Raw genomic sequence first — 23,883 nt, 5'->3', positions numbered from 1 at the left:
GGCCGGTGTCGGCGAGCGTGCCGACGGCCGTGCCGGTGGCGGTGCCCGTGGCGGTGCCGATGGCCGGCCTGGGGGTGGGCGCGGGTCACCGGGCCCGGAGCAAAGATCAGGCCTCCGAAGCGACCGCCAGGTAAACAGCGGCGAAATCCGTGACGGCGATCAGTTCCGCGAGGGCTTCCAGGTCGCCGCCCTCCTCCGGTTCCAGTTCGCTGATCGGCGTGTCGTGACTGAGGGCCACGTCACGGGCGGCGGAGGCGGCGGTGAGGCCGCTGATCGGGCGGTCGCGGAGCAGCACCACGCGTGCGTGCAGTGCGGCCGGCTCCTCGACACGGTCGCGGAAGAAGTCATCGGGGTCGGCGCTGGCGGCCAGCGGACCGGCCAGCAGGGCGCTGTGCGCGGACAGCGCCTCGGGGAGTTCGGCGACGAGTGCGGGGCGGCCGGCGAGTTCGGCGAGGGCAGCGGCGAAACGGCGCCCGGCGGGGCCCGCCGAGGGTCCCTCCGTCCACACGACGGGGAGCGCGTCGGCGAGTTCGGCGGCCAGGGTCTTGGCCGGGTTGCTGTAGGTCGCGATGGCGGGGCCGCATCGCTCGGCGATGTGGTCCAGACGGTCGGCGGCCTTCTCCAGGGCCTCCGGCGGAGCGCTGATCAGCCCGACGCGGTCGAGCACTGCCAGCAGCGGGGTGAGCAGCGCCCAGAAGACGCCCGAGGAGGACGCGGCGAGCGGTTCCTCCTGGTCGTACGGCGCCGTCGCCATCGGTACGAACAGGCCGTGGGCGCCGGTGACCGCCTCGGCGAGGGGGGTGCCGGCCGGGGCCACGGCGACGACCGAGCAGCCGCGCCGATAGGCCTGGTCGGCGAGGAGGGAGAGGCTGGGTTCGGTGCCGTCCGGAGTGGCGATCAGAAGCAGGTCGACGGAACCGGCCCAGCCCGGCAGTTCCCAGCGCAGCGCGCCCGCGGCCGGGGCCACGCCGGTCGGAGCCAGACGGACCACGGGGCTGCCGACGCCGGCCAGGGTGCCGAGGAGGTCGGCGGTGTGGGTGGCGGCGGCGCCGGGGCCTGCGATGAGGACGGCGCGGGGGCGACCGTCGGGTTTGAGGTCGCCGATGCCGGCCTCGGCGGCGTGCCGGGCGGCGGTACGGACGCGGGCGCCGGCCTCGGCGGCACCGCGCAGCAGGCCTCGGCGGTCGGCCTCGGCGAGGCCCTCCGGGGTGTCGAGCAGCGATTCGTCCAGCATGGGCGGGTGCCTCCGATCGCCGGGGTCCTGTGCGGAGCCGTTGGCAGGGGGTGGGTGCCGCGTCGTTACGCGGGGCGGCGGGCCTCGTCGACGAGCAGGACCGGGATGCCGTCGCGGACCGGGTAGGCGAGGTTGCAGCCCTGGCCGGTGCAGATCAGCTCGGAGTCCTGCTCCTTGAGGGGGGCGTGGCAGGCCGGGCAGGCGAGGATCTCCAGGAGGCCGGCTTCGAGCGGCATGGGGTGTCCCTTCGGGGGCGGGCGTCGGTCTGTGGATGTGCCTGGTCAGCGTACCGCCGGTGGACGGGCTGGGCGGGCTGTCGGCACCGTCCGTCGGGGCTGCGCCCCCCGGACCTCCGCTCTGCCCGCCCTGTCGCTGTCCGGCGCGTGGGCCGGCGGCGAAGTCAGGCCCTGATGATCGCCAGGGCCTCGTCCCTGATCTTGGTCATCGTGGCCTCGTCCTTCGCCTCCGCGTTCAGCCGGAGGAGGGGCTCGGTGTTGGAGGGGCGGACGTTGAACCACCAGTCGGGGGCGGCGACGGTGAGGCCGTCGAGGTCGTCGAGGGTGACGTCGGCGCGGCCCTCGTACGCGGAGCGGATCGCGGCCAGGCGGGCGGCCTGGTCGGCGACGGTGGAGTTGATCTCGCCGGAGCCGGTGTAGCGGTCGTACTGGGCGACGAGGGAGGACAGGGGGCCGTCCTGGCCGCCGAGGGCCGCGAGCACGTGCAGGGCGGCCAGCATGCCCGTGTCGGCGTTCCAGAAGTCCTTGAAGTAGTAGTGGGCGGAGTGCTCGCCGCCGAAGATCGCACCGGTGCGGGCCATCTCCGCCTTGATGAAGGAGTGGCCGACGCGGGTGCGGGCCGGGGTGCCGCCCTTCTCCTTCACGACCTCGGGGACCGTGCGGGACGTGATCAGGTTGTGGATGATCGTGCCCTTGCCGCCGTTGCGGGCGAGTTCGCGCGCGGCGACCAGCGCGGTGATCGCGGACGGGGAGACCGGGTCGCCGTGCTCGTCCACGACGAAGCAGCGGTCGGCGTCGCCGTCGAAGGCGATGCCGAGGTCGGCGCCCTCCGCCGGGACCCGCTTCTGCAGGTCCACGAGGTTGGCCGGATCGAGCGGGTTGGCCTCGTGGTTCGGGAAGGTGCCGTCCAGTTCGAAGTACATCGGGACGAGCGTCAGGGGCAGGCCGGCGAAGACCGAGGGGACCGTGTGGCCGCCCATGCCGTTGCCGGCGTCGACCACGACCTTCAGGGGGCGGACGGAGGTGAGGTCGACCAGGGATCGGAGGTACTGCGCGTAGTCGTCCAACGTCTCGCGGCTGCTCAGGGTTCCCGGCTGGGCGACCGGCTCGGGGGCTCCCGACTCCAGCCAGCGCTCGGCCAGTTCGCGGATCTGCGCGAGGCCGGTGTCCTGACCGACGGGGGCGGCGCCCGCACGGCACATCTTGATGCCGTTGTACTGGGCCGGGTTGTGGGAGGCGGTGAACATGGCACCGGGCAGGTTCAGCGCGCCCGAGGCGTAGTAGAGCTGGTCCGTGGAGCACAGGCCGATCTCGGTGACGTCCACACCGCGGTCCGCGGCGCCACGCGCGAACGCGCGGGACAGGGCCGGGGAGGAGGGCCGCATGTCGTGTCCGACGACGATCGCCGCCGCACCCGTCACCTCCGCGAAGGCGGCGCCGAAGAGTCCGGCCAGTGTCTCGTCCCACTGGTCCGGGACCACTCCGCGTACGTCGTACGCCTTCACGATCTGCGACAGATCAGCAGTCACGGCCATCCCTCCTGAAAGTCCTATGGGTGCCCACAAACTACCCGGCGGGGGTAAGGGCCTGGTGTGCGGACACCAGGTGGACGCCCAGTCGTAACCGGACACGGGGCCTTGAGGCGGGGTGGTGTGCGGTGGACCGGCCCGGCGGCGCCGAGCCTCAGTTGTCCGGGGAGCGCAGGACTCGCAGGTGGCCGCGGCGGGCGACCTCCATGGGATCCGCTGTGCGCCCTCCGCCGCCGGCCGCCTCGGCCGCGCGCTCCTGGGGGCGGGCGGCCTCGCGCACAGCGTTGGCAAGCGCTTCCAGATCGTCTCCGCTGGGCCGCGCGGGGGCGGAGCCGTCGAGGAGGCGGACGACCTCCCAGCCACGGGGGGCGGTGAGGCGCTCGGAGTGCTCGGCGCACAGGTCGTAGCAGTGCGGCTCGGCGTAGGTGGCCAGCGGGCCGAGGACCGCGGTCGAGTCGGCGTAGACGTACGTCAGCGTCGCGACGGCGGGTCGGCCGCAGGCGGTGCGCGAACAGCGACGTACAGGGCTCACGACGTTGGACGGTACCGCACTCTTGAGCGGGCCGCGACGACTCTCCACCAGGTCACTCCACCGTGTCGTGCTGTGAAACGCCCCACACACCCCTTCGGGGAGGCCCTGTTGACCTGCGTGGACGGGTTCCGGGCAGGTTTTGTGCACGACTGGATACGGTCATGAGTCGGCACAAACACCGTCAATTGCCCTGAGTTCGGCGGTCTTGGAGGGTTACGGAAACGAGCCAGACGTTGGCTGGAACGGTCAATCAGCGACAAGAGGTGGAGACAGCCGGTCGGAGTCGGTTGAGGCCGATCGGGGGCGGGCCGATCGGCGGGGGCCGTGGCCGGCCGGCGCACGGTCGGCCGAGGGCGGTGGCCGGCCCGGGCACGGCCGTCGGGGCGGGGTGCGCGGGGTGGGGTGGGAGGCGGGGTGGGGTGGGGGGTGCGTCGCCGTGTGGGGACCGGGCGGGGGGAGCGCGCGGGGACTACGCTTCCCCAGTGATGGACAACCGTGTACCGCCCCGTGCCGCCGGCCCCGGGCCCCGCCGCCGTGATCGTCACGGGCGGGGCATGCGTGGGCCGATCGCGCCGCCGCAGGTGCCGCTGGCGGCGAGCCGTGCCGATGTGTTCGCTGACCTGGTGCAGGACTCCGTGGAGCGTCTCGAGCGGCGGTGGCCGCAGCTCGCCGACATCGACTTCCTCGTGCTGGAGGTGCCCCGGCTCGACGGGCGGGGTGAGCAGGCGTGGAGCGACGAGGCCGTGCCATTGGGCGGGGTCGTTCCCGCGCGGGACGGACGGCGTGCGCGGGTGGTCGTGTACCGGCGTCCGGTGGAGATCCGGACCAAGGGGCGCGACGAGCGGGCCGCCCTGGTGCACGAGGTGGTCGTGGAGCAGGTGGCCGAGTTGCTCGGGCTGACTCCGGAGACGGTGGATCCCCGCTACGGGGAGGACTAGGAAGCCGATGGGCTACGGCGTGGGGGGCGTCCTGCGCCGGCGGCTTGCCCGCAGCGGGAGGGTACGGCTGCTGCCGGGCCGACGCCGTTCGAGCGGCACGGCTGACCGCCGCCACCGGCGGCCGGCCGGGCACGGGGAACCGCGCGGGCGGCCACGGCGGACCCTCGGCCGGACGCCACCCGCGCCCCGGAACGTCACCTTCACCTCTGCAGCACCCTCACCTCTGCAGCGCCCTCACTTCTGCAGCACCGACAGATCCTCCGTCGTCTTCGGTACCGCCACCATCCCCCGGTCGTTCGGGAGGGTCTGGATGGTGAAGCCAGGGATGCCGGACTCGGTGGCGGCGAGGGTGCGGGAGGCGTAGACCGGACCGCCGGAGACCGTCTCGACGGTGAGGGCGTAGGTGCCCTTGAGGCCGGAGGGGACGGGCACCGGGACGTCCTCGGTGGCACCGGACTTGATCGTGTACGTCTTCGTCGTCGCGGTGCCGCCCTCGCTGCCCGCCGAGGCGGTGACCCTGACCGTGGCGGTGGCGGTGGGCGCGGCCAGGGCGAGGGTCGTGCCCTTGGCGCTGTTGTCGGCCGAGGTCGCGCGTGTGCCGACGGGAGCGGTCGCCGGGATGAAGGCCGTCTCCTGCTTGTCGCCCTTGCCGCGGATGACCTGGAGCGCTGCCACGACCGGGACCGACTGGTCCGTGGGGGTCAGCACCAGGGAGCCGGCCTCGCCGCGGGTCACCGCGCCCAGGTCGGAGGTGGTCGTCATGCCCGACTTCACGTGCAGGGTCTCGTTGCCCGCCGGGGTGATCAGGCCGTCCGGCGAGGCCAGGCGGACCTTCAGGTCGGCGTCGTCGCCGCCCGGGGTGAAGGCGATCAGCCGGACGTCGGTGGCGTCCTTCGGGATGCCGGGGAGGACCAGGCTGCCGGCCGGGTCCGCGGCCGCCGCCAGCCAGTCGCCGCCCACCTTGGCGTCCAGGGCCTGCACGGTCGCGCCGACCCGGCCGCTGCGCACGCTGACGTGCAGGGTGAGGTCGGCCTGCCGTTCGTCGGTGAGCGTGGAGAGCAGAATCGGCTTGCTCGCGTGCGGCGGGACGGTGAGGTTCTCCCCGAGCGGGGACTTGATCGCGCCGTCCTTGCCGTAGAGCTCGATGTCGACGACCGCTGCGGAGTCGTCGGGGTTGGTCAGGTGGACGTAGTCGGTACGGGTGGCTGCCGTGCTGGCGCCCGGGAACCAGAAATCCGTGTCCGCCGCCGTGCAGTTGACGCCCTGCAGGCCCCGGCCGGTGCCGGCGGCGACCTCGGTGGTCTCCTGGACGGTCCAGCCGGGCGCGAACCTGCCGTCGGCGGTGCCGATGAGCGCCGGCCCGTCGGCGCCGGAGGTGTCGCCGGTGACCGGGGTGCCGGGGGCCTTAGGAGTGAGCACCGGCTGGCCGGCGGGCTTTTTCCCGCCCTTCGCCCCCTTGGATCCCTTGGTGTCCTTGCCGGTCTGGGAGCTTCCCGTGCCGTCCGCCGACTGCTCGCCGGCCGCCTGCAATTGGGCCTTGCCGCTGCTCGCCGTGCCCTGGGTGACCGGTGTGAACGACGTGTACGACGTGTCGGCGATGTCCGAGATGCTCGGCGCCGGGCACAACAGGCTGGTGCGCTGCACCGGCAGGTTCGCGGCCGCCCTGGGGGCGGAGGCCCCGGAGACCGACGGACCGTCGACCGCGGCGAACGCGGTGACGGCGGCCACTGCCGTGACGGCGGCGATGAGGGACAGGGTGGTGCGGTTCACTGCTGGCTCCCGTCGGGGCGCTCGCTGCCGGTGCCGTGGGGGTGCTGGGCCGGGTCGTAGCCCTGCTGGGCGGGGTCGTACGCCGGGTCGTAGCCCTGCTGGTAGACCGTCGGGTCGTAGGGCATCCGGTCGGCCGAGCCGCCGTACGCGTACGGGTCGTACTGGCCCGTCTGCTGGTACGGGTCGGCGGCCGGGTAGGCCTGCGGGTCGTAGCCGGAGGGCGGGTACTGGCCGCCGGTCTGGTACTGGTCGCCGCCGTAGCCCGGGTATCCCGCGTTCGCATACGAAGCGCCCTGGTCCCAGTCGTCGTAGGACTGCTGGTGCGGCACTGCGGCCGGGGGCTCCTCCGGCAGCGGTGGCGCGGCGGGCTGCTCGTCGCCCGGCTGCTCGGCGGCGGCCTGCTCCTCGGCCTGGGCGCGCAGGCGGCGGGCGCGGCGGCCCTCGCCGGCGGCGGCCTGGGCGGGCAGCGGCTCCTCCTCGGGCATGTCGTCGTCGACGTCACGGCGGCGGCCGGGCAGGGCGAGGACGACCAGGACGACGGCGAGCACGCCCTGAGCCCACAGCCATGCGGTGTGGGTGATGGGGTCGGCGTAGGTGACGTCCAGCCTGCCGCCCCCGTCGGGCAGTTGGAAGCCCTGGGCCCAGCCGTCGACCGTGGTGCGGGTGAGCGGCCTGCCGTTCAGGGTGGCCGTCCAGCCGCCGGAGGCGGTGTCGGCGAGGCGCAGGACGCGGCCGCCCGGGCCGGCGGGCACGGTCGTGTGGATCTCCACCGGTCCGGCGCTGACCGGCTGGGCGGTGCCCGAGCCGCCGGCGGGGACGATGGTGGCGCGGGAGACCTCCTGGTCGACGCGGTACAGAGCGCTGCCGTTCTGCTGGCTGAGCCGGGTCAGGCCGGGGGTGGTGTCCAGGACGCGGGTGATGTCGCGGGGCGCTCCCTTGTGGACGAGGACGTAGCGCACGGCGAAGCCGCCGAGTTCGTCGGCCTGGTCGGCGCCGGAGCCGGCGACGAGGCTGGCGACGACCTTGTCCAGCCGGGTGTTCTCGCCGTCGGCGGCGCCGGCTTCGGCGTCTCCCATGCGGGCGCCGGAGCCGCGGACCAGGGTGTAGCGCACCTGCGCGGTGGAGTCGCTGTCCAGGATAAGGGTGCGGGCCCGGTCGCCGGTGCTGGAGTCCTCGGCGACGAAGGCGGGCACCTGGGTCGGGTCGCGGCGCTTCAGGGGGCCGTCGGCGCCGCCGAGCATCCAGCCGGCGGCGACGAGCAGCGGACCGGCGGCGCAGGCGAGGGCGATCAGGGCGGCGACGGGCTGGCGCCACCCGAAGCTCTGCTCGGCCACGCGCGAGCGTGCGCCGTCGGCACCGAGGGCGGCGGCGGCCAGCAGGGCGATGCCGTAGACGAGGGTGGCCGGGCCGGCCCAGACGGACCGGTTGGACACCACGGCGAAGACGAGGCCCACCAGGGCGACCGCCCAGGCGGTGCGGATGCCCAGCTGCCGCTCGGAGCGCAGCAGCGCGGCGAGGGCGGCGAGGACGAAGCCGATGAGGATCAGGCCGTGCACGGTGCCGGGACCGCCGGGGCTGACGCCGAGGAGGTCGAGCGCGGAGGCGGCGGAGGCGCCGTACGGCAGGCCGGCCTCCTTGAAGAAGCCCGTCGGGAGCAGGGTCAGCGACCAGGGGGCCAGGACCAGCAACGGGGTGCCGAGCTGGGCGAGGAAGCGCAGGGCGTGGGCGACGAGGTCCCCGCGGCGCAGCACGAGTACACCGATGCCGAGGAGCAGCGCGATGGGCCACACGATCGGCGTGAAGGCGGTGGTGATCGTCAGCAGCAGCGCGTACGCCCAGGTGGCGCGCCAACTTCCGCGTGCGCCGGAACGGTTCGCGAGGCCGCTCGCGGCGATGCCGGCGCGCGCGATGAGCGGCAGCAGCACGGCGAGGACGGCGGTGCCGATGCGGCCGCCGGCCAGGGCTCCGGTGGTGGCGGGCAGGAAGGCGTAGGCGATGGCCGTCCAGGCGCGCAGCAGCCGGGAGGTGACGAGCGGCCGGGAGGCGAAGTAGGCGGTGCATCCGGCCAGCGGTACGGAGGCCGCCAGCAGGACGGTGACGGCGAGTCCGGTGGAGCCGAACAGGATGGTGGCGAGCGTCGCGACGATCGCGAGATAGGGCGGGGCGGACGGGGTGCCGCCCGCGCCGACGGGTTGCCAGCTGTCGGCGAAGCGGGACCACAGGTCGCCGGCGCCTGCCGGGGCGGGCAGCAGGGCGCCGCCGCCGAGCGCGCCGCCGCCGAGCAGGGCGCGGCAGGCGACCAGGGAGATGACCAGCAGGGCGAGGAAGAGCACGGGGCCGGGTTTGCGGGCGATCCGCTTGAGCCGGGCGAACTGCTCGACCTCCAGGAAGTCGGCGTCGTCGCCGCCGGGCCCGGACTCCACGGCGCCGCCGTGCCGGCCGGCCGAGGCGGTGTCGCTGTCGGTGCCGCTCGAGAAGTTGGCGGCGAGCTGTTCCACGGTGGCGCGGACGGTGGCTCCCGGGGGCGGGAAGAGCCTGCGCAGTTCGCCCTTGTCGATCTGCGGGCGTCCGCGGCGGCGCCGTCCGGCGATGATCCGCTCCGGGCGCAGCAGGGTGCCGAGCAGACCGCGGATCTCGTCGACGGCCTGGCCGGGCACCTTGCCCACGAGATAGGCGAAGGTCCGCAGCACGGTGCCCAGGACGAGCCGCAGCAGCACCCAGGGCAGCACGGCGCCGCGGGCGTTGACGAGCAGGGTGTAGACGGCGCCTGCCTTGTCGACCTTGTGCGGGGAGGCGGCGGTGCGTCCGACGCAGTCGACGGTGCGGCGCTCGCGGGAGGCGGCCTCGGCGTGTCGTACGACGGCGTCGGGAGCGATCAGGACGCGGTGGCCGGCGGTGTGGGCGCGCCAGCACAGGTCGAGGTCGTCGCGCATCAGGGGCAGCCGGCGGTCGAAGCCGCCGAGCTGTTCGAAGACGTCGCGGCGGACGAGCATGCCGGCGGTGGAGACGGACAGCACGGTGCGTACGTGGTCGTGCTGGCCCTGGTCCTGTTCGCGGCGGTCCAGGCCGGTCCAGCGGCGGCCGGAGTTGGCGATGGAGACGCCGACCTCCAGCAGCTGGCGCCGGTCGTACCAGCCGCGCAGCTTCGGGCCGACGACCGCCACGTCGTCACGGCCCAGTTCCAGTTCGTTGTCGACGACCCTGAGCAGTTCGGCGAGGGCCTCGGGTTCGGGGGCGCAGTCGTCGTGCAGCAGCCAGAGCCAGTGGACGGGCTCGCCGTACGGCAGTTCGGGCATGTCGTAGGCGTCGTCGCGCCACGTGCGCGTGACGGGGTCCCAGCCGCTGGGGCGCCTGAGGTACGGCAGCTCTTCCGGGGTGAGCACCGGGGCGGTGCGGCTCGCCTCCTCGACGGCCTGGCCGAATCCGGTGCGGCGGGCGAGGTGCACGACGTTCGCGTCGCCGAGGGCGTCGGCGAGCAGCCGGGCGGAGTCGTCCGCGCTGCCGGTGTCGGCGGCCACCGCGTGCTGGACGGGGCGCTCCTGGCCGAGCAGCCCTGCGAGGGCGTCGGGCAGCCAGCGGGCGCCGTCGTGGGAGACGAGGACCGCGGTCACCACATGACGCGGGAACTCAGGTGTGGCGGCGGCGTCTTGGGCTGCCGTATGGCTGTGCACGGACATCGAGGTGCGGGCCCCGGTTCGATGGACTGCGGTGGACGCCTGCGCCCTCTCGGGGGCCGAGGGGACAGCGGGGCGTCTCGGACGAGCGACCACACTATCGGCTGGCCACGACGACGGCCCGCCGCCTGTGGATAACCCACCGGCGACGGGCCGTTCGTGACGTTTTGGTGTGAATCGGTGTGCGTGTGCGCGGTCAGATGGCGGCCTTCTTCAGCCGGCGCCGTTCCCGCTCGGACAGGCCGCCCCAGATGCCGAAGCGCTCGTCGTTGGCGAGGGCGTACTCGAGGCACTCGGAGCGGACCTCGCAGGCGAGGCAGACCTTTTTCGCCTCTCTGGTGGAGCCGCCCTTCTCGGGGAAGAAGGACTCGGGGTCGGTCTGGGCGCACAGCGCGCGCTCCTGCCAGCCGAGTTCCTCGTCCGCGTCGTCGACCAGCAGTTGCTGCACCAGCTCGGTCATGTGCGCCCCTCGTCTGTCTTTCGCGTCCCCGTGTGCGTTGCCGTTACCGATTTCGGCTGAACGACACGAGTGAAATTACAAGTGTGCTGCTCCGGGCGAGTCAAGCCGAGATCTGCTATTGAGCCCGTTATTCACTCTGCGGAACCAAGGCCGTGCGGAAAGTGTTCAAATCGCCATAAACCTTGACACGCAGGCGAGGCCCCCGGGCGGTCGGACCTCGTACGGACCTCTGTACGAAGAAGGACGCCCTCGTGTTCGATCGCGTTGCACGAGGCTTGCGCGCGCGGTTGTCGCCCCATGTGTCCCGGGTTCCCGGTGAACAAACCTTTCACCTGACAGATGAACCGGATGAGGTGAAACGTGTCCCACATGCCGGGCGCCGAGTTGACAGTCCTGGTGTGAACCGATGTCCTAGTGGGCATGCTCGCGAACTTGGCACTCACCTCGACCCGCACCGCCGGGTCCCACGGTGCTGCCCGGTCTCGCTGTAGCTGTTGTTGCTGTTCCAGCTGTTGAGCCGTCTCTCTCGCTCCGGCTGTCACCGAGTCCTCCCAGCCGACTCGGGCGTTCGCTCCTTCGCAGAACCCGCTCAGCGGCACCCTCCCTCTCCGGGCCCCCACTCTTCCGCCGAGGAACCACACCCCATGAACAGCGACAACGACCTCCAGATCGCCGGCGACATCCTCGAAGTCCCGCACCTGCTCCAGCCGCCGCGCGAGCACCCGGCCACCGTCGCCGAGTTCGCGGGACTCGCCCGCTCGATCGCCGCCGACCGCTCCCAGTGGGCGCATCTCGTCCGCTACGACGCGACCACCCGCTGGTACCACCGGCTGCGCACGGGTCCCGGCTACGAGGTGTGGCTGCTGTCCTGGGTGCCGGGACAGGGCAGCGGGCTGCACGACCACGGCCGCTCCTCCGGTGTGCTGACCGTCCTGGAGGGCGCCCTCACCGAGCGCACCGAGCGCGGCACGCGCGCGTTGGCGGCGGGCGCGCAGCGGGTGTTCGCGCCGGGTTACGTGCACGAGGTCGTCAACGACGCCCTGGAGCCGGCGGTCAGCCTGCACGTCTACCACCCGGGTCTGACCGAGATGCCGATGCACACCTCCCCGCACTGCGAGGCACGCCCCGCACCGCGTCCGGTGACTGCCTGACACGTTGTCCCACCCGCCTGCAAGACTTGGCCCATGCGCATTGTGGTTCTGGCAGGCGGCATCGGTGGTGCCCGGTTCCTGCGCGGTCTGAAGCAGGCCGCGCCGGACGCGGACGTCACGGTGATCGGCAACACCGGCGACGACATCCACCTCTTCGGGCTGAAGGTCTGCCCGGATCTGGACACGGTGATGTACACGCTGGGCGGCGGCATCAACGAGGAGCAGGGCTGGGGGCGGGCCGACGAGACCTTCCACCTCAAGGAGGAACTGGCGGCCTACGGGGTGGGGCCGAAGTGGTTCGGGCTCGGTGACCGGGACTTCGCCACGCACATCGTGCGCACGCAGATGCTCGGCGCGGGCTATCCGCTCAGCGCCGTCACCGAGGCGCTGTGCGACCGCTGGGAGCCGGGCGTGAAGCTGATCCCGATGACCGACGACCGCGTCGAGACGCATGTGGCCGTCGAGATGGACGGCGAGCGCAAGGCGATCCACTTCCAGGAGTACTGGGTGAAGCTGCGCGCCTCCGTCCCGGCCGCGGCGGTCGTGCCGGTCGGCGCCGAGCAGTCCAAGCCGGCGCCCGGCGTGCTGGAGGCCATCGCCGAGGCGGACGTCATCCTGTTCCCGCCGTCCAACCCGGTCGTGTCCATCGGCACCATTCTCGCCGTGCCGGGCATCCGGGAGGCGATCGCGGACGCGGGCGTGCCGGTGGTCGGCCTGTCCCCCATCATCGGGGACGCGCCGGTGCGCGGTATGGCCGACAAGGTGCTCGCCGCGGTCGGCGTGGAGTCCACGGCGGCGGCGGTCGCCGAGCACTACGGCTCCGGCCTGCTGGACGGCTGGCTGGTCGACCCCGTGGACGCGGCCGCGGTCGAGCGGGTCGAGGCGGACGGGATCCGCTGCCGGGCCGTACCGCTGCTGATGACCGACGTCGACGCGGCCGCGCAGATGGCGCGGGAGGCGCTGGCGCTCGCCGAGGAGGTGCGGGGAGCGTGAGCGAGGAGCGCCCGGAGTACACGGTCCGCGCCCTGTCGGGCATCCCCGAGGTGCAGCCGGGCGACGACCTCGCCAAGCTGATCGCGGCGGCCGAGCCGGGCCTGGCCGACGGGGACGTGCTGCTCGTCACCTCCAAGATCGTCTCCAAGGCGGAGGGCCGCGTCGTGCGGGCGGCCGACCGGGAGGCGGCCATCGACACCGAGACCGTCCGGGTCGTGGCCCGGCGCGGCGCGCTGCGCATCGTGGAGAACCGCCAGGGGCTGGTCATGGCCGCCGCCGGGGTCGACGCCTCCAACACCCCCGCCGGCACCGTGCTGTTGCTGCCCGAGGACCCGGACGCGTCCGCGCGGGCGATCCGCGCGGGCCTGCGCGAGGCCCTCGGCGTCGACGTCGGTGTCGTCGTCACCGACACGTTCGGGCGGCCCTGGCGCTCGGGGCTCACGGACGTGGCGATCGGCGCCGCGGGCGTGCGTGTGCTCGACGACCTGCGCGGCGGCACGGACGCGCACGGCAACCCGCTGAGCGCGACGGTCGTCGCCACGGCGGACGAACTGGCCGCCGCCGGCGACCTGGTGAAGGGGAAGGCGGCCGGCCGGCCGGTGGCCGTGGTGCGCGGCCTGCCGCACGTCCTCGACGGGGCGGACGGCGAGGGCGCGCGGGCGCTGGTGCGGACCGCGCGGGACGACATGTTCCGGCTCGGCACGTCCGAGGCGGTCCGCGAGGCGGTGACCCAGCGGCGCACGGTCCGGGCCTTCACCGACGAGCCCGTGGACCCCGGCGCGGTACGGCGCGCGGTGGCGGCGGCGGTGACGGCACCGGCCCCGCACCACACCACACCCTGGCGGTTCGTGCTGCTGGAGTCGGCCGAGTCCCGGACCCGGCTGCTGGACGCGATGCGGGACGCCTGGGTCGCGGATCTGCGCCGGGACGGCAAGAGCGAGGAGTCCATCGCCAGGCGCGTGCGCCGCGGCGACGTCCTGCGCAACGCCCCCTACCTGGTGGTGCCCTGCCTCGTCATGGACGGCTCGCACCACTACGGGGACGCCCGGCGGGACGGTGCCGAGCGGGAGATGTTCGTCGTCGCGATGGGCGCGGGCGTGCAGAACCTGCTGGTCGCGCTGGCCGGGGAGCGGCTGGGCTCGGCGTGGGTGTCGTCCACGATGTTCTGCCGGGACGTGGTGCGCGAGGTGCTCCGGCTGCCCGCGGACTGGGAGCCGATGGGCGCGGTGGCGGTCGGGCACCCGGCCGAGGAGCCGGGGCCGCGGCCGGGGCGGGACGCGGAGGCGTTCGTCCGGGTGCGGTGAGTTCGGCGTACGCGGCCGTAGCACTCGTACGACCGCCTAGGCTCATAGGACGGCACCGGCTCCCCCAGGACCTCACTCGTGGCAGGACGTTTCGCTCAGCGCCCCACCCGCACGACCGTGCGCGGCGGCCATGTCGGCGTGCCCGCGGGCGCCGCTGCCGGGATACCGCGGCAGGCGACGGCTCCCGCCCGGGTACGGCGCTGGGTGCCGGACGGGCCGCTCGATCTCGGGCTGGTGCTCGGACCGCTGCGGCGCGGGCCCGCCGATCCCACCTTCCGGGCCACCGCCGACGGCTCCGTGTGGCGCACCAGCCGTACGCCGGCCGGGCCGGGCACGCTGCGGGTGCGGGCGTACGGCGGTGAGGTGCTGGGCGAGGCGTGGGGGCCCGGCGCGGAGTGGCTGCTGGACCGGTTGCCCGAGTGGTGCGGCGCGGCCGACGAGCCGGAGGCATTCGTGCCCCGGCACCGGGTGGTGGCGCTGGCGCGACACCGGCGGCCGGGCCTGCGGCTGACGCGGACCGGGCTGGTGCTGGAGTCGTTGATCCCGTCGGTGCTGGAGCAGAAGGTCACCACCGACGAGGCGTACCGCGCGTGGCGGCTGCTGGTGCGCAGGTTCGGGGAGCCGGCGCCGGGACCCGCGGGTGCGGGCGAGCGGCCGATGTCCGTGATGCCGGCGGCGCGGACCTGGGCGTTGATTCCCTCCTGGGAGTGGCATCGGGCCGGGGTCGACGACAAGCGGGCGTCCACGATTCTGCGGGCCGTGCGGGTCGCTGCGCGGCTGGAGCAGGCGGTGGGGATGCCGGCGGCCGAGGCCCAAGCGCGGCTGGAGGTCGTGCCGGGGGTGGGGCCGTGGACGTCGGCGGAGGTCGTGCAGCGCAGTCACGGGGCGGCGGATGCGGTGACCGTGGGGGACCTGCATCTGCCCGGCATCGTGGGGTGGGCGTTGGCCGGTGACCGGCATGCCGACGACGCGGCGATGCTGCGCCTGCTGGAGCCGTATGCCGGGCAGCGGCATCGGGCGGTCCGGCTCATCCTGCTGAGCGGGCATGTCCCGGCCCGGCGGGCGCCGAAGATGCCTCGGGTGGACATCGGCCTGCTGTGAGGCCCGCGGGCCGCGGCCGGGCGGGTGCCGGCCCGGCTCGCCCGCGCTCACGGGGTGCCGCTGCGCCCACCCGTGCCGCCCCGGCGGCACGACTGTCCCAGCTGCGTGGGTCCCGGCACTGCCGGACGGGCACGGCCCCCGGCGGGCACGGCCGGCCCCAGCCATGAGCGCCCCGAAGGGGCGGGGGCAACCGTGCGAGCGACCCCCACGCGCCCGATGGGGACGTCCGGGCCGGTCCGCCCCTGAACCACGGGCGGATGGGGGCGCAGCCCCCGTGACCGCGCCCCCGGCCGGGCTGCTGACCGGAGCCGGGCTACTGGTCGGAAGAGAAGCGGAGCGCCCCCGCGGGGATGCGGGCATCGCACCACACCCGTACCCCCTCGCGGAGCTCGTTGTCGGCGCCGACGACCGCGCCGTCACCGATGACCGTGCCGGTGAGGACCGTGCGCTCGCCCACGCGGGCCCTGCTGCCGATGAGGGAGTCGGTGATGACGGCGCCCGGTTCGATGACGGCACCGGGAAGGATCGTGGAGCCGAAGACCCTCGCGCCCTCCGCCACGAACGCGCCCTCGCCCACCACCGTGCCGCCCGTCAGCTTGGCGTCCGGCGCCACCTGCGCCGTAGGGAGGACCAGACGGTCGCCGCAGCGGCCCGGGACCGCCGGGGACGGCGCACGGCCGAGGACCAGGTCGGCCGAGCCGCGGACGAACGCGGCCGGGGTGCCGAGGTCCAGCCAGTACGTGGAGTCGACCATGCCCTGCAGATGGGCGCCGGCCGCCAGGAGGTCCGGGAACGTCTCGCGTTCCACCGACACCGGCCTGCCCACCGGGATCGTGTCGATGACCGAGCGCCGGAAGACGTACGCCCCCGCGTTGATCTGGTCGGTGACGATCTCCTCCGGCGTCTGCGGCTTTTCCAGGAAGGCGAGCACCCGTCCCGACTCGTCCGTGGGGACCAGCCCGTACGCCCTCGGATCCGTCACCTTCGTCAGGTGCAGGGAGACGTCCGCGCCCGTCGACTCGTGCGTGTCGACCAGCGCCCTGATGTCCAGGCCCGTCAGGATGTCGCCGTTGAAGATCAGCACCGGGTCGTCGGGGCCGGAGTGCAGGCGCGAGGCGACGTTGCGGATGGCGCCGCCCGTGCCGAGGGGCTCCTCCTCCGTCACGTACTCGATGTGCAGCCCGAGGGCGGAGCCGTCACCGAAGTACGGCTCGAAGACCTCGGCCAGATAGCTGGTGGCGAGGACGATGTGGTCCACACCCGCCGCCTGGGCGCGCGCCAGCTGGTGCGTGAGGAACGGCACCCCGGCGGCGGGGACCATGGGCTTGGGCGTGTGCACCGTGAGCGGACGCAGTCGGGTGCCTTTGCCGCCGACCAGGAGGATCGCTTCTGTCACCTGTCGTCTCTGCTTCCTGCCGGGACCGGCCGAACTACTCGTTTCACTCGTTTCGGCCGGTCAGTGTATGCAGACCGTAGCGGCGGCGCCCTTGACAACCGCGCGGTTTCCCGCGAGATCGGTGAGAGGACGGTGTGAGACCGGCGGGGCCCCCGACAACGGCACCGAACGCGCGCCCCGACCGTGTCAGCGCCCCTGGTAGCGCGCCGCGCCGGAACGGGCCGTACCGAGCCTGGCGTAAAGCGACTTGCCCGGGCACTCGGTGGCGAATCCGTCCCGATGACCGGAGATCACGTTCAGTCGTACCTTCTTACCTCTGGGGTAGAGGTTGCCACCGCCCGACGTGAGGTATGTGCTGCCGCGCGGATCGGCGTCGTAGAGCCCGAGCTTCCACGCGGCGAGCCGGGCGACGGCCGTGACGGCGGCGCGGGGCGGCTTCGTGGCGCCGTACGTGCCGATCACGGCGATGCCCATGGTGTCGCCGTTGAAGCCGGGGGTGTGTGCGCCGAGGACCGCCTTCGCCGCACCGCCGGCCCGGCCCTCGTAGAGGGTTCCGCACTTGTCGACGAGGAAGTTGTAGCCGATGTCCCGCCAGCCCATGCTCTCGACGTGGTAGCGGTAGATACTGCGGATGACGGAGGGTGCCTGGGCGCAGGTGTAGGTGTCGCCCGAGGCCGTGTGGTGCACGAACACCGCCTTGATCTTCTTTGTGTAGGCGAACCCCGGTTCGCGCAGTGACTCGTCGGCGCCCCAGCCACGGCGGGTGACGATCCGCGGGCGCGGCCCGATGTACGGCTCGGTCACCGGCCCCTTCAGACGGACGAGTTCCCGCTCGGTGGCCCGCTTGCCCAGCTCCGGGATGTCCAGGGCGCCGAAGCGGGCGATGTCGGTGTCGGCGGCGGAGGCCGCGCTTGTCGCGTCCGTGCGCGGTGCGGTGCGCGAGGGGTCGTCGGGCGTGCTCCCGTGCGGCGCCTCCTTGCCCGGGTCGACGAGTTGAAGGCGCAGCCCCGACGGCAGCGGGGGCCGCGGCCGGCCCGTACCGCTGTTCCGGGTGCCCGTGCCGTCGGAGTGCACCCGGACGTCCACGCCGGCCGACTCGCCCACCCACAGCGGGGCCGTCGCCCCGCGCAGGCGCCGCGCGTCCCGTGGTGCCGAGGCCGGGTCGGCGCCCTGGTCGGCGTTGTGCGTCTCGACGTCCTGCCAGCCGGACCAGCTCCCCGTCCGCGCCGACCGGGTCCGCACCCGTACCTGGCCGTGCACTTCGGCGTGCGGGTCGTCCCAGACGATCCCGACCAGCGAGAAGTGCTCACCGCCGGGCCGGTACAGGCCCTGCTCCGGGGCCGTCCCGAGGACGCGTGCGCGGGAGAGGGGGGCGAGGGGCAGGGAGTGGGTGCTGCCCGGGACGCCGGCCTCGGACGGTCGTGCGGGTGCGGCGGTCGCGGACAGGGTCGGCAGCGGAAAGGCGAGGACCGTGGCGCAGGTGACACCGATGCAGGTAGTGAGGAATCCACGCATGGTCATGATCTTGGACATAGTCATACAAATCTGTCCATCGGTGGCACGGACGTGAACTGACGGGCCGTCGGGAGCCGTTCCGCCGAACCGGTGGCGCCGCCGCACGCGGCGCACGCACGCCCGCGCGTACCCTTTTCCGGATGAACGCCACCGATCGCACCCCTGCCGACCTGCTGGCTTCCGCGCTCGCCGCGGACCCCGGCCGTCCCCTGGTGACCTTCTACGACGACGCCACGGGCGAACGCGTCGAACTGTCCGTGGCCACCTTCGCCAATTGGGTGGCCAAGACCGCGAATCTCCTCCAGGGCGATCTGGCCGCCGGCCCGGGCGACCGGGTCGCGCTGCTGCTGCCCGCGCACTGGCAGACGGCGGTGTGGCTGCTGGCCTGTTCCTCGGTGGGCGCGGTGGCGGATCTCGGCGGTGACCCGGCCACGGCCGACGTGGTCGTCAGCGGCCCGGACTCGCTCGATGCGGCACGGGCCTGCCGGGGGGAGCGGGTGGCGCTCGCGCTGCGGCCGCTGGGCGGCCGGTTCCCGCGGACGCCGGCCGGCTTCGCCGACTACGCCGTGGAGGTGCCGGGCCAGGGGGACCGGTTCGTTCCTTTCACGCCGGTCGACGCGGAGGAACCCGCTCTGATCGTCGCGGGGACGGAACTCAGCGGCGCGGAGGTGGTCCGGCGGGCCTTGGGCGACGCGCCGGGGCTGGATCTCAGCGGGCCGGGTTCGAGGCTGCTGTCGGGGTTGCCGTACGGCACCTGGGAAGGGGTCAGCGCGGGGTTGTACGCGCCGTTGGCCGTCGGGGGGTCCGTCGTGCTCTGCCGGCATCTGGACCGGCTGGGCGAGGAGGCCCTCACCCAGCGGATCGAGAGCGAGAGGGTGACCGCGGTGCGCCGCTGAACGCACCGCCGAGGAGGGGGGAGGCGCCGGTCGGACGGCGGGGGCGGCACGGGGTGGCTTCTCGCGCAGTCCCCCGCGTCCCCGAGCAGTCCCCCGCGCCCCCGAGGAGCCGCAGTTCCCCCGGTCGGAGTAGCACAGGGCGCTTCCCCCGCGCTTCCCCGCCATGGTCGTAGGAGCAGGACGCGACGCTCGTACGCCATGAGGGGGTGCCCCGCCCGTGACCGACTCCGCAGGCAAGGCCCTCGGTCCCGGTCTCGGGGCCTCGGCCACCGGGGACGGACTGGTGCGGCGGCGTCGGCGACGGATGGTGAGGGGGACCGCGCTCGGGCTCGCCGTGTTCTTCACGGCGGCCGCGGGTACCGGCTGGGCCCTCTACGCCAGGCTCAGCGCGAACATCACCCCGGACGACGCCGCCGCCCGCGAACTGGCCCGGTACGAGCGGGAACGGCCCACCGAACTGGTGCGGGGCGCACAGAACATCCTGCTGATCGGGTCGGACACGCGCGCCGGGCGGGGCAACAGCGCGTACGGACGCGATCTGGGCAGCGAGCGGTCGGACACCACGATCCTGCTGCATCTGGCCGCCGACCGGCGCAGCGCCACCGCCGTGTCCCTGCCGAGGGATCTGATGGTGGACATCCCCGGATGCCGGCAGGCGGACGGCGGTCACAGCGAGCCGGTGTTCGCGATGTTCAACCACGCCTTCCTGCTCGGCGGTTCGGCGTGCACGATCCGCACCGTGGAGAAGCTGACGGACATCCGGGTCGACCATCACGTGGTCGTGGACTTCAGCGGGTTCAAGGAGATGGTGGACGCCGTCGACGGCGTGCAGGTCTGCCTGAAGGAGCCCGTCGACGACAAGGACGCCAAGCTGAAGCTGCCCGCGGGGAAGGTCATGCTCGACGGGGAGCAGGCGCTCGGCTATGTGCGCGCCCGCAAGTCGATCGGCGACGGCAGCGACACCGAACGGATGGAACGCCAGCAGCGGTTCCTCGGCGCACTCGTCGACAAGATGCAGAGCAGCGACGTCCTGCTGAACCCGGTGAAGCTCTATCCGGTGCTGGACGCGGCGACCTCCTCGCTGACCACGGATCCGGAGCTGGCCAGCCTCCACGGCTTGTACCAGTTGGTGCGCGGCCTGCGTAACATCCCCATCGAACGGGTGCAGTTCCTGACGGTGCCGAGGGAGTCGTACGTCTACGACTCCAACCGTGACCAACTCGTGGAGCCGGAGGCCGAGAAGCTGTTCGCGCGGCTGCGGGCCGATCAGCCCTTGGCGGTGGCCCAGAATCCGCCGCGGGAGACGCCGGCGGATTTCTCGCAGCCCGACGGCAAGGGTGATCCCTCCCCCGGTCCCGGCGGTCCCTCACCGGTGCCCACGTTCCGCGGAAACACCGCCGCCGAACACACCTGTGAGTAATGGGCACATCAAGACGCCGAACTTCCGTCCAGGAAATGAGCCGGATTGCCCAGTTGTAGGAAGGCGGAATTTGTCACCGACGTCGCTTGACGCTGAACTGGGCGGATAGTGTGAGCGATCCGGTGCACCTGGCCGCGAGGTCCGTCCTGGGGGCGTGCACTGATTCACCGAGACCCGAGCGCCTTTGAGGGGGAAGGCGCCGCGTGGCCCCAACGGAGGATTCGGACAACCGTGGACGCGCAAGGCCGTGGGCGGGCGGACAACATCGACCCCGCAGACCAGTGGGTACTCAATCCGAACACCGGCGAATACGAACTGCGACTGGGCGATTCCGCACCGCAGTCGGCGGTTCCCGGTCCGCGCAGAGCCCGGGACAACGCCGGGGCGCCGCGCCGCCGTAACGACTCGGCACCGGGCGGGACCCGTGAGAGGGGCCAGGTGCGCGGCGGCGACGTACCGCCGCCGCGGTCGGGCCGGCGCCGGGGCGGCGAGCCGGAGACCCCTCCGGGCCGGCGGGCCACCCGGCGGCCGGTGAAGAAGAAGTCGAGGGTCAAGAAGGTCCTGGCCTGGACGGCCGGCGGCACGGCGTTCGTGCTGGTCGCCGTCGGCACGGCCGGCTATCTGTACCTCAAGCACCTCGAGGGCAACGTCACCACGACGGACGTCGAGGGCGCCGCCAAGGACGGCTTCAGCAAGGACGACGCCTTCAACATCCTGATCATCGGCACCGACAAGCGCACCGGCAAGGGCAACACGGGCTACGGCGACACGGGCAGCGTCGGGCACGCCGACACCAACATCCTGCTGCACGTCTCCAAGGACCGGACGAACGCGACCGCGCTGAGCATTCCGCGCGACCTGATCGTGAACGTGCCCGACTGCCCGACCAAGCAGCCCGACGGCTCGACCAAGGTCATCCCCGGCACGCAGAACGTGCGTTTCAACACCAGCCTCGGTCAGGACGGCCGGGACCCGGGCTGCACCATGCGCACCGTGAAGGAAGTCACCGGCATCCAGCCGGACCACTTCATGATGGTGGACTTCAACGCCGTGAAGACGCTGACGACGGCGGTCGACGGGGTGAACGTGTGCCTCGCCCACGCGGTGAACGACAAGCAGTCGCATCTGAAACTGTCCGCCGGCGAGCACAAGATCGAGGGTGAGCAGGCCCTGGCCTTCGTGCGGACCCGGCACAGCTGGGGCAACGCGGGCGACCTGGACCGCATCAAGGTCCAGCAGCAGTTCATGGCCTCGCTGATGCGCAAGATGTCCTCCAGCGACACCCTGACGAGCCCGAGCAAGCTGATCGACCTCGCCGAGGCCGCCACGAAGGCGCTGACCGTCGACAAGGGCATCGGCTCCGTGAGCACGCTCAAGGACATCGCGCTGGAGCTGAAGAAGGTGCCCACGAAGAACATCAGCTTCCTCACCGTGCCGGTGAAGGACAACCCGGCCGACGGTGTCGTCCACAAGACGGTGATCGTCGACCCGGCCCTCGCCCCGCAGGTGTTCGACGCGATCAACAGCGACGTCTCCTTCACCGAGGTCAAGAAGAAGCAGAAGGCGCAGAAGGACGCGGAGGCCGCGCGGCTCAAGGGCAGCACGTCCGCGCCGTCCGACGTGCGGGTGCGCATCCTCAACGGCGGCGCCCAGGCCGGCAGCGCGCAGGAGACCCTCGACTGGCTGCAGAACCAGGAGGGCGTGCTGAAGTCGGAGAACGCGGGCAACGCCCCGGCGGAGCTGGGCAGGACCACGCTCGAGTACGCGCCCGACCAGGCGGCGCAGGCCCGGGAGCTGGCCCATCTCATGGGTCTGCCGGGCTCGGCGCTCAAGCCGGGCAAGAGCGTGACCAACTCCCAGGGGCTGCCGGCGATGACGCTGACCCTGGGCAAGGACTTCAAGGGCGCGGGGGTCTCCCTGACCGCTCCGTCGAAGGCGCCGACGGTCGACAAGTCCACGGCAGACAAGGTGAAGTGCGCCTCGTAGGTAACCCAACGGGCCCGTCGTGCGTCTAACCGGACGCGGGACGGGCCCGTTCATGGCGCAAGGGTGGGGAGGGCAGGAAGATTGGCGCAGAGTGACGTGCGGGGGCAGGGTCCTGCGGTCGACGACATGATGGCGCGGGACCGGAAGTCGCCGGAGGGGCCCGGACGGCACGGCGGGGGGCGGCGCAGAGGCGGTTCCCAGGCCGAGCGACCACGGCGCAGACGGCGCGCCCTGCGCTGGTCGGCGACCGTGCTGACGGTGGTCATACTTGGCGCCGCGAGCGCCGGCTTTCTGTACTACCAGCACCTGAACGGCAACATCCGCAAGGGTCAGCGCAGCAGCGCCGACGACTCCAAGGCGTACAAGACGCCGGCGAACGCGGCCGGGCAGACGCCGATGAACATCCTGCTGATCGGCTCCGACAGCCGCAACACGCCCGAGGACCTGAAGCTCGGCGGGCACCGGCAGAGCGTCGGCGCGCCTCCGCTCGCCGACGTGCAGATGCTCATCCACCTGTCCGCGGACCGCAAGAGCGCCGCCATGGTGAGCATCCCCCGCGACACCCGCGTGCACATCCCCAAGTGCACGGACCCCAAGACCGGGAAGCAGTATCCGGAGACCGACGACATCATCAACGTCACCCTGGCCCGGGGCGGGGCCGGCTGCACGCTGGCCACCTGGGAGGAGCTCACCGGTGTCTACATCGATCACTGGATGATGATCGACTTCGCGGGTGTCGTGAACATGGCCGACGCCATCGGCGGTGTCGAGGTCTGTGTGAAGCAGAACGTCTGGGACCACCCGACGCCGGCCCAGCCCGGCGGCTCCGGGCTGAAGCTGAAGGCCGGGACGCAGAAGATCTACCACGAGCAGGCCCTGCAGTGGCTGCGCACGCGGCACGCCTGGGGCAGCGACCTGATGCGGGCCCGCGCCCAGCACATGTACCTCAACTCGATGGTCCGCACCCTGAAGCACCAGAACGTCTTCACCGACAGCGGGCGGCTGATGGACCTGGCCGAGGCGGCCACCAAGTCGCTGCAGGTCTCCGAGGAGATCGGCTCGGTCAAGAAGCTGTACGACCTGGCCATGGAGCTGAAGTCGGTGCCGACGAACCGCATCACGTCGATGACCATGCCGCACCTCGACGACCCGCAGAACAGCGAGCACGTCGTGCCGGACACGGCCAACGCCGCCAAGGTGTGGGAGATGCTCCGCGACGACGTGCCGTTCGACAAGAACGGCAAGGCGTCGGCCACGAAGCCGATCGTGAACAGGACCCCGGCGACCAACTCGCCCTCCACGGACCCGAACCGGCTGGGGGTGCTGGTGCGCAACGCCACCCGGACCTCCACGCAGAGCGCGGTCGGCGGCCGGGCGAACGACATCAGCCAGGTGCTGGCGCAGAAGGGCTACGCCCAGGCGACCGCCGACACCTCGGAGACGCTGTCCGAGGACAGCACGGTCGTGCAGTACCCGAGCGCGGATCTGCAGGGTGACGCGCAGGCCGTGGCGAAGGCGCTCGGCATCCCGATGAGCGCGGTGCGGCAGTCGACCGACGTCTCGGGCGTCACGGTGGTCGTGGGCGCGGACTGGCGCACCGGCGCGGCCTATCCCCAGCAGGCCCCGCCGAAGGCCGGGGACATGCCGGGCAACACCGACTCGATCAACGGTGCCGACACCAGCAAGTGCATGGACGTGTACAAGCCCTACCAGTGGTGACCGACACGCCGGCCCGGTGACGGCACCGA

The 23,883-nt window shown here is 72.8% G+C and carries 18 protein-coding genes; 9 read left to right on the top strand and 9 right to left on the bottom strand.

Annotation, left to right across the window (positions count from 1 at the left end):
• Positions 1 to 106: 106 nt before the first annotated feature.
• The 4 genes from ABZ919_RS19810 to ABZ919_RS19795 form a co-directional block, all read right to left on the bottom strand.
• Positions 107 to 1,234, bottom strand: coding sequence for an SIS domain-containing protein (locus ABZ919_RS19810; protein WP_361249209.1), 1,128 nt, complete (start codon positions 1,232 to 1,234; stop codon positions 107 to 109).
• A 65-nt stretch (positions 1,235 to 1,299) separates the two neighbouring features.
• A complete protein-coding gene (locus tag ABZ919_RS19805; protein WP_361249206.1) occupies positions 1,300 to 1,470 on the bottom strand; it encodes a Trm112 family protein in 171 nt (56 codons plus the stop codon).
• Positions 1,471 to 1,634: 164 nt separating this feature from the next.
• Entirely contained in the window at positions 1,635 to 2,999 is a 1,365-nt protein-coding gene (locus tag ABZ919_RS19800) for a phosphomannomutase/phosphoglucomutase (RefSeq protein WP_361249203.1), read from the bottom strand.
• 154 nt (positions 3,000 to 3,153) lie between these two features.
• Positions 3,154 to 3,579: a DUF3499 domain-containing protein gene (locus tag ABZ919_RS19795; RefSeq protein ID WP_361249201.1), complete on the bottom strand. Its 426-nt coding sequence runs from the start codon at positions 3,577 to 3,579 to the stop codon at positions 3,154 to 3,156.
• Positions 3,580 to 4,016: 437 nt separating this feature from the next.
• Between ABZ919_RS19795 and ABZ919_RS19790 the strand changes: the two genes are divergently transcribed.
• Positions 4,017 to 4,469 (top strand): metallopeptidase family protein, encoded by a 453-nt coding sequence (locus ABZ919_RS19790; RefSeq protein WP_361249254.1) that lies wholly within the window; start codon positions 4,017 to 4,019, stop codon positions 4,467 to 4,469.
• 234 nt (positions 4,470 to 4,703) lie between these two features.
• Here ABZ919_RS19790 and ABZ919_RS19785 read toward each other — a convergent pair whose 3' ends face one another.
• From ABZ919_RS19785 to ABZ919_RS19775, 3 genes are all read right to left on the bottom strand, one after another.
• Positions 4,704 to 6,239, bottom strand: coding sequence for a DUF5719 family protein (locus tag ABZ919_RS19785; protein WP_361249199.1), 1,536 nt, complete (start codon positions 6,237 to 6,239; stop codon positions 4,704 to 4,706).
• Entirely contained in the window at positions 6,236 to 9,853 is a 3,618-nt protein-coding gene (locus ABZ919_RS19780) for a glycosyltransferase (protein WP_361249251.1), read from the bottom strand. The genes ABZ919_RS19785 and ABZ919_RS19780 overlap by 4 nt, the downstream gene beginning before the upstream one ends.
• A 256-nt stretch (positions 9,854 to 10,109) precedes the next feature.
• Positions 10,110 to 10,373 (bottom strand): WhiB family transcriptional regulator, encoded by a 264-nt coding sequence (locus ABZ919_RS19775; protein ID WP_010986447.1) that lies wholly within the window; start codon positions 10,371 to 10,373, stop codon positions 10,110 to 10,112.
• A 644-nt stretch (positions 10,374 to 11,017) separates the two neighbouring features.
• On the opposite strand from ABZ919_RS19775, the gene ABZ919_RS19770 reads away from it, so the two are divergent.
• The 4 genes from ABZ919_RS19770 (at position 11,018) to ABZ919_RS19755 (ending at position 14,922) form a co-directional block, all read left to right on the top strand.
• On the top strand, positions 11,018 to 11,524 hold the full coding sequence (locus ABZ919_RS19770; protein WP_361249195.1) for a cysteine dioxygenase family protein: 507 nt from the start codon (positions 11,018 to 11,020) through the stop codon (positions 11,522 to 11,524).
• Between the two features lie 33 nt (positions 11,525 to 11,557).
• Entirely contained in the window at positions 11,558 to 12,517 is a 960-nt protein-coding gene (cofD, locus tag ABZ919_RS19765) for a 2-phospho-L-lactate transferase (RefSeq protein WP_361249192.1), read from the top strand.
• Positions 12,514 to 13,821 (top strand): coenzyme F420-0:L-glutamate ligase, encoded by a 1,308-nt coding sequence (locus tag ABZ919_RS19760; protein WP_361249189.1) that lies wholly within the window; start codon positions 12,514 to 12,516, stop codon positions 13,819 to 13,821. The genes cofD and ABZ919_RS19760 overlap by 4 nt, the downstream gene beginning before the upstream one ends.
• Before the next feature lie 78 nt (positions 13,822 to 13,899).
• Positions 13,900 to 14,922, top strand: coding sequence for a DNA-3-methyladenine glycosylase 2 family protein (locus tag ABZ919_RS19755; protein ID WP_361249186.1), 1,023 nt, complete (start codon positions 13,900 to 13,902; stop codon positions 14,920 to 14,922).
• A gap of 313 nt (positions 14,923 to 15,235) precedes the next feature.
• On the opposite strand, the gene ABZ919_RS19750 is transcribed toward ABZ919_RS19755, so the two are convergent.
• Entirely contained in the window at positions 15,236 to 16,318 is a 1,083-nt protein-coding gene (locus ABZ919_RS19750) for an NDP-sugar synthase (protein ID WP_361249183.1), read from the bottom strand.
• Between the two features lie 186 nt (positions 16,319 to 16,504).
• Positions 16,505 to 17,851 (bottom strand): peptidoglycan recognition protein, encoded by a 1,347-nt coding sequence (locus ABZ919_RS19745; RefSeq protein WP_361249248.1) that lies wholly within the window; start codon positions 17,849 to 17,851, stop codon positions 16,505 to 16,507.
• A gap of 122 nt (positions 17,852 to 17,973) precedes the next feature.
• Between ABZ919_RS19745 and ABZ919_RS19740 the strand changes: the two genes are divergently transcribed.
• From ABZ919_RS19740 to ABZ919_RS19725, 4 genes are all read left to right on the top strand, one after another.
• Positions 17,974 to 18,729: a TIGR03089 family protein gene (locus ABZ919_RS19740; RefSeq protein WP_361249181.1), complete on the top strand. Its 756-nt coding sequence runs from the start codon at positions 17,974 to 17,976 to the stop codon at positions 18,727 to 18,729.
• 217 nt (positions 18,730 to 18,946) lie between these two features.
• The gene (locus ABZ919_RS19735) at positions 18,947 to 20,149 is read left to right on the top strand and encodes an LCP family protein (RefSeq protein ID WP_361249178.1); all 1,203 of its coding nucleotides are present in this window, start codon (positions 18,947 to 18,949) and stop codon (positions 20,147 to 20,149) included.
• 231 nt (positions 20,150 to 20,380) lie between these two features.
• Complete coding sequence (locus ABZ919_RS19730) at positions 20,381 to 22,135, top strand: LCP family protein (RefSeq protein WP_361249175.1); 1,755 nt, start codon at positions 20,381 to 20,383, stop codon at positions 22,133 to 22,135.
• A gap of 129 nt (positions 22,136 to 22,264) precedes the next feature.
• The gene (locus ABZ919_RS19725; protein WP_361249245.1) at positions 22,265 to 23,854 is read left to right on the top strand and encodes an LCP family protein; all 1,590 of its coding nucleotides are present in this window, start codon (positions 22,265 to 22,267) and stop codon (positions 23,852 to 23,854) included.
• Positions 23,855 to 23,883 lie beyond the last annotated feature (29 nt).

The organism is Streptomyces sp. NPDC046759 (assembly GCF_040645475.1).
In the GTDB taxonomy this organism is placed as follows: domain Bacteria; phylum Actinomycetota; class Actinomycetes; order Streptomycetales; family Streptomycetaceae; genus Streptomyces.
The sequence above is the reverse complement of the archived record's forward strand: the minus strand, read 5'-3'. Positions and strand labels throughout refer to the sequence as shown.

Coding starts and splice junctions, on each gene's coding strand:
- ABZ919_RS19740 (WP_361249181.1), top strand. CDS start 17,974: ATGAACGCCACCGATCGCACCCCTGCCGACCTGCTGGCTTCCGCGCTC.
- cofD (WP_361249192.1), top strand. CDS start 11,558: ATGCGCATTGTGGTTCTGGCAGGCGGCATCGGTGGTGCCCGGTTCCTG.
- ABZ919_RS19790 (WP_361249254.1), top strand. CDS start 4,017: ATGGACAACCGTGTACCGCCCCGTGCCGCCGGCCCCGGGCCCCGCCGC.
- ABZ919_RS19745 (WP_361249248.1), bottom strand. CDS start 17,851: ATGTCCAAGATCATGACCATGCGTGGATTCCTCACTACCTGCATCGGT.
- ABZ919_RS19770 (WP_361249195.1), top strand. CDS start 11,018: ATGAACAGCGACAACGACCTCCAGATCGCCGGCGACATCCTCGAAGTC.
- ABZ919_RS19805 (WP_361249206.1), bottom strand. CDS start 1,470: ATGCCGCTCGAAGCCGGCCTCCTGGAGATCCTCGCCTGCCCGGCCTGC.
- ABZ919_RS19775 (WP_010986447.1), bottom strand. CDS start 10,373: ATGACCGAGCTGGTGCAGCAACTGCTGGTCGACGACGCGGACGAGGAA.
- ABZ919_RS19810 (WP_361249209.1), bottom strand. CDS start 1,234: ATGCTGGACGAATCGCTGCTCGACACCCCGGAGGGCCTCGCCGAGGCC.
- ABZ919_RS19725 (WP_361249245.1), top strand. CDS start 22,265: ATGGCGCGGGACCGGAAGTCGCCGGAGGGGCCCGGACGGCACGGCGGG.